The organism is Hungatella sp. (assembly GCF_046966825.1).
This window is the reverse complement of sequence record NZ_JBKVCZ010000229.1, coordinates 1-5,447: the sequence shown is the minus strand read 5'-3', so window position 1 is coordinate 5,447 and position 5,447 is coordinate 1. Positions and strand designations below refer to the sequence as shown.

The following is a 5,447-nucleotide window of genomic DNA, read 5'->3' as shown; positions in this document are numbered from 1 at the left end:
AGATAGTCATAACCCGTAAGTATGGCTATTTTTACCGCAGGGTCCCGCTCCTTTGCCTGTCTGCAGAACTCAAGACCGTTCATTTTGGGCATATTGATATCGGCCAGAATGAGATCAACCTGGCTGGTTTCTATGATTTTCAAAGCACCTTCACCATTTTCCGCCTCAAAATATTCTCCTATTCCAAGACCGTCAAAGTCGATGAACGCCCGGATTCCACGGCGGAGAATGCTCTCGTCGTCCACAACCAGCAGGTTATACATACCGATTCCTCCTTCATGACACGTTTATAACTGTTTTTTTAAGTCTATTATACAACGCCGGGATCAACGGTACAAGACCGTCAGCCCCGGTGTCAAACATATCAAAGTCTTCTTAATCGTGAATTCTCAGGTCATCGTACCGTATCAGTCGAAAATGGATTTTAAAAATCCATAGCCTTCTGCCTCCAAGTCCCCATGGAATGAACCGGATTGAAGCGCTGTTGATACAATAGCGAAGCCCTCCTAACTCTGGGACCGTCGTCAAAGACGTGGCCTAAATGGGTATCCCGGCCCGGTCAGCAGTACCTCAGTGCGCACCATGTTGGGAAGCTGGTGTCCTGCCTCCTTACCATCAGCTATAATGGGTTTGGAAAAAGCCTATCCGCACCGGATTCAAACTTATCAACAGAACTGAACAGCGGCTTCCGGTAACATCCACATAAAGTCCTTTTCAAAGTGCTATACTGTTCGTATATGACGCTCTGACCCGACCAGGTCACCCCGGTACTGAATATCAGTGAGTTTTTATTGGCACGCTGGTAATAGGATAATCCTCCACTTTATGAGGCTACTACATCAGCCATATCGTCCGCTTTCCTGATGAACTGTCGGCGCTTTAAATCGATGTGACAGTAGCCGCCCGGGTTTTATCCAGGTAATCCTGATATAGTCCTCTGCCATATGAAATTGCTCAGCGGCAGTACCTCTGTGGCGATGGGGGAACTGTATTTTTCTCCTGTCTGGCCACGGCGGTTTCTAATGCGTTGCCTGGTCGGTTTCATCCACATAGTAGATGTACGGTACTGGCTTCCCGGTCATTTCCCTGCCGATTACGCCAGGGATCCACCACCTGAAAAGCATCCACAAATGATCCGTTGAGATGGAGGTATAAACCACCTTCACCGTTCGCGGCCGGTGTTGTGCACACCTTGTGGACGGGATTTTCTGTCTCGGCATACCCCACACGGTCTGCTCACACCGGGAGCTTTTTACAAGCTTCAATCCCAAAAGCATCCCGCCAAATAAATCGTGTAAATCCTCCCACTTATCATGTCCTCCTGTTTGTCGTCAATTTTTTCTCCTTTCCGCTGTCCATCACGCTATCATCCATGGACAGATCTTCCGCTCTCTTTGGCGCCGGCCGCCACCCGCCTCGGCGGCAGAGGCGAAACACCCGGCCGATGTGAGGATGCCGCAGCCAAAAGAAACACTGCTGATTTATGAATTCTTCTTCATGATCTGCCCTTTCGCGTCGATCCGCTGTTTTTAATCGTTTATTGCCTCAAATGTACTCTTAATGGTTTCGTTATTTATGTGGCCCGGAGCCAGGCTTATGAGAACACCGTCCAACCATATACCGAGGTAGAATCCTGACGCCTGCCCTGTTTGTATACGCCATCGATATCCAGCAATACCGGATGTTCTCCGTATGTTCGACGCCGGCAAACCAGGTTTTGTCCTCACGTTTTCCCTGCTGCCCGGAGCTACAATGGTCAGTACCTTAAACCTGTTGTCCTCTGCGGAAAGAGGTTGATGCCCAGCCCGCCCAGACAGATTGACACCAGGAGCCCAATACTGATATGGACCTTCACCGGCAAGTCAGACAGTTTTACCGTATTTCCATTTAAACCATCATTTCTCATCGGGCGGATTACCCTTATTCGCTTTTTTGTATCCATGTTCTATCCACCCCGCTCCCATCTCTTCACTATTTCCATAGGAAATGCATTTCGCGGTTTCTGCGCCATACGCGGTAACAAAAACGCGAGGCACAGAACTGGCATGAGAAGTATTTTCGTTCATCATCCGCCCTTTTCTTTAATTAATCAGCATTAATATCTTATCCAGATTATCATCATTTGGAGTATCCCCACTGATAATGACAACCCCTGGCTTTGATTTGCCCAAGTGCTTATTGAGCTATTTGCAGCCAGTGCTAGTATCAGAAATGGAATCAGGAAGCCCAGGAATAAACAGCCATCAGAAACCAGCCATAAACGGCCGGTGCTTGTGGCCGAAAGTCCCATGACGCACGCACAGGACCGATAGTATCCAGCCAAAGTTGAATGTCAGTCCCAGAAGGAACACACCAAAGTATCGTCGATGAGAACGCTTTAAATTCACTTTTTCATAGGAGAGCCATTTGATATGAATCAGTCCCGTCTGATGAAGCCCCAGAACAATCCAACCCACGCGCAAAAACTGCTTCCATGACGGATCCCAATGCCTAACAGCCCCGAAACCGAGAATGATAAAACAGGTGGAAATACCTGCTACAAACAGGTAAAATCTTAACAATGTCCGTATCTCTCTGAAAATATCCTCCAGGCTGCCCGCCCGCGGAAAACGGAAATATATACAGGAAAAGGGGGAATACAGGAGAAAAGAATGACAGCGTCCCGCCGTCAGCACCGTACCCATAAAGTGTTTGTGTACCCATACAATCCTCTCCTTCGCTCCTTTTTCTTTTCCTTGTATGCTTATTCAACTTTGGCGCCAGGTTTGTAATGTTCATTATGGTGTTTTGATTTTTTGTGAAATAAAACATGGAACAGTTCAAAAGTTTTATTGACGACTGGTTTTTGCCGATCATCCGCTTGATTGATTGATGAACTGATTGAGTTTCATCTACGGTCTGCGGAATCAATACTTTGATGCAGACGGTCACCTGTATATTTGTCCGAACGAAGTGTTGACGACAGACAATATACCGTGAGGAGTATCGAGTACAAAAGCCGTGGGTGTGTGTGAAAGCCGCCCTTATCTTTCCCAACAAGGGGTCATTTAATCATGTGGAAAACGCACGCTTTCACATCCCGGTCATACATGGAGATGTAGATATCTCGTGGGCCCACAGAATGAACGAACTATGCGCCGCGATGTCCATAGAGAGATTGTTTGAACAGCAAAAAGAATCATGGCTTCCGGTATACGCAGATGATAGGGAAGGCCCGGAAGGAGATGAAGCATATGTTTGCGTGCATGAATCTGAAGAAGCTGGCAAAATGGTTAAAGGAGTCTGTGAAAGTTGTAATTAAGATTTATAAGGTCTTCTATGATAAAATAAAAATCATAGGAGGCCTTTTTATTATGGCAAGAAAAGAAATCTGTACACAAAGTGCAAATGACGGATGGAAAGCGAACATCATCCGTGCTTTCGAGGAGTATGAGATGAATCTGCCCAGGACATTCAGGATGCCCTCAAAGATCTACTGGGCGGTACCATCAGCAGATGATGGAATCCGGAGATGGACGAGCATCTGGCTATCGCAAGTCAGAACGTTCCGATTGCGATGACTATCGCAATGGCCATAAACCAAACAGGTGAATAGCACTATGGAAGCATGAAAGTCGAAGTCCCACATCGTAGTACCTTGAACCACAGGTGGTAAAGAAACGCCAGAAAGATATCTCTGATATCGATCAGAAGATCATATCCGTACGCTAAAGGGATGACAACACGGCGATCTGAAACACTGGAGGATATCTAATGGTTCGAGGCCTTAGCTTCATTTCGATGACGGATAAGCTTCGCCCCAGATTAAGATCATGAACCGCCCCCCTTCCGATGTCTATCCGGGTTTATATCGATGCAACCACTATTCTGTATGGATAACGGCGTGATCCGTAAGCTGGCGCCCTATGTTGTACTGTATCAATCCAGATGGTTTAAAAGAGGTTCTGACCATCGAGGTTGGCGAAATGAGATGCCAAGTACTGGCTTGTCCGAACGGTTTAAAACCGTGAGTAAAAGACATCCCGTCTCTGGCCGATGGACGACAGGGATAAAGGAAGCGATAGCCGCCGCCTTAAAGACGGAATACCAGAGGTAATTGTCCATCAGGTGCGGAATACGTTAAAATACGTATCAGACAAGGACCGTAAGCTCTTTGCAGATCTCAAAACGATTTACCAGGCGCAACAGAAGAGAAGCGCATTAAGCTTGAGCGGGGCACAAAAAAATGGTCAGAAAAGTACCCGAATTCCATGAAAAGCTGGCACCAGAACTGGGACGCGATCGTCCCCATCTTTAAGTTTTCAACGACTGTACGCAAGGTTATATATACCACGAACGCAATCGAAAGCCTGAACGCCACATACCGGAAGCTGAATCGTCAGAGGAGCGTGTTTCCAAGCGATACAGCCCTTTTAAAAGCTCTGTACTTGTCAACATTTGAAGCAACAAAGAAGTGGACGATGCCAATCCGGAACTGGGGCCAGGTATATGGGGAACTGAGCCTCATGTATGAGGGCCGACTGCCGATGTAAGAGAATCCAAGACCGTTCAGACCAGTCGGGAATCCGCCTGGTCTTGACATACGCAGTATTGTGCGGTATATATAAACCAAGGGCTGAACGCTCATAGAGAAGCTTTCAGCCCTGCCATTATCATAGAAGAGCTGCTTTTACAGAGATTTCTTCACACACTCTGGGAGTATCCCAAAGATTGTGTAAACCTCTAAACTGATGTAAGATAGAATTACTCAGTTTGGAGGTTTTATTATGGCAAGGAAAAATGACACACCACAGAAAGCGGCAATGCGGGAACTCATGAGCGGTTATCTCAAACAAAACAACGTCAAGATCAAAGATGGCACAGATGTCAATGCGATTATGCGTGACATGATGAGTGTCATATTGGAAGGTGCCCTCGATGAGGAAATGAATGAGGAGCTTGGATACTCCAAGTATGATTACCGTAACAAAGAAACTGACAACAGCAGAAACGGCCATTCCCAGAAGACCATGCACACCAGCTATGGAGACATGGAGATTGATATCCCACGGGACAGAAAAGGGGAATACGAACCTCAGGTGGTCAAAAAATATCAGAATACCGTCACCCAGGACATGGAGGAAAAGATCCTCTCCATGTACGCTAAGGGCATGACCACCCATGATATCGAGAGCCATATGCGGGAACTGTACGACATCGATATCTCAGACAGTACCATCAGCCGTATCACGGACAAAATCCTGCCTATCGTAAAGGAATGGCAGGAACGGCCATTGGAAGAGATTTACGCAGTGGTATTCCTGGATGCCGTCCACTTCCATGTACGCAGCGAGGGACGTATCGTAAAGCAGGCCGTGTATATCGCCATAGGGATTGATATGTCCGGGAGGAAGGATGTCCTGGGTATGTATGTAGGGCAGAATGAAAGCGCCAAGTTCTGGCTCTCC

5 protein-coding genes and 1 pseudogene are annotated in these 5,447 nt (G+C 47.0%); 2 read left to right on the top strand and 4 right to left on the bottom strand.

Annotated elements, in window-relative coordinates; all coding sequences use genetic code 11:
• The 4 genes from ACLTD4_RS32760 to ACLTD4_RS32745 form a co-directional block, all read right to left on the bottom strand.
• Window positions 1–263, bottom strand: a 263-nt coding sequence (locus tag ACLTD4_RS32760; RefSeq protein WP_412331919.1) for a response regulator, incomplete at its 3' end; no start/stop codon positions are given.
• Window positions 264–1,019: 756 nt separating this feature from the next.
• Window positions 1,020–1,271 (bottom strand): hypothetical protein, encoded by a 252-nt coding sequence (locus tag ACLTD4_RS32755; protein WP_412331918.1) that lies wholly within the window; start codon window positions 1,269–1,271, stop codon window positions 1,020–1,022.
• Window positions 1,272–1,756: 485 nt separating this feature from the next.
• Window positions 1,757–1,942, bottom strand: a complete 186-nt coding sequence (locus tag ACLTD4_RS32750) for a hypothetical protein (RefSeq protein ID WP_412331917.1) — start codon at window positions 1,940–1,942, stop codon at window positions 1,757–1,759.
• A gap of 301 nt (window positions 1,943–2,243) precedes the next feature.
• Window positions 2,244–2,561, bottom strand: a complete 318-nt coding sequence (locus ACLTD4_RS32745) for a cytochrome c biogenesis protein CcdA (protein ID WP_412331916.1) — start codon at window positions 2,559–2,561, stop codon at window positions 2,244–2,246.
• Between the two features lie 826 nt (window positions 2,562–3,387).
• On the opposite strand from ACLTD4_RS32745, the pseudogene ACLTD4_RS32740 reads away from it, so the two are divergent.
• A pseudogene (locus ACLTD4_RS32740) lies at window positions 3,388–4,532 on the top strand (IS256 family transposase).
• A 234-nt stretch (window positions 4,533–4,766) separates the two neighbouring features.
• Window positions 4,767–5,447, top strand: a 681-nt coding sequence (locus ACLTD4_RS32735) for an IS256 family transposase (RefSeq protein ID WP_412331915.1), incomplete at its 3' end; no start/stop codon positions are given.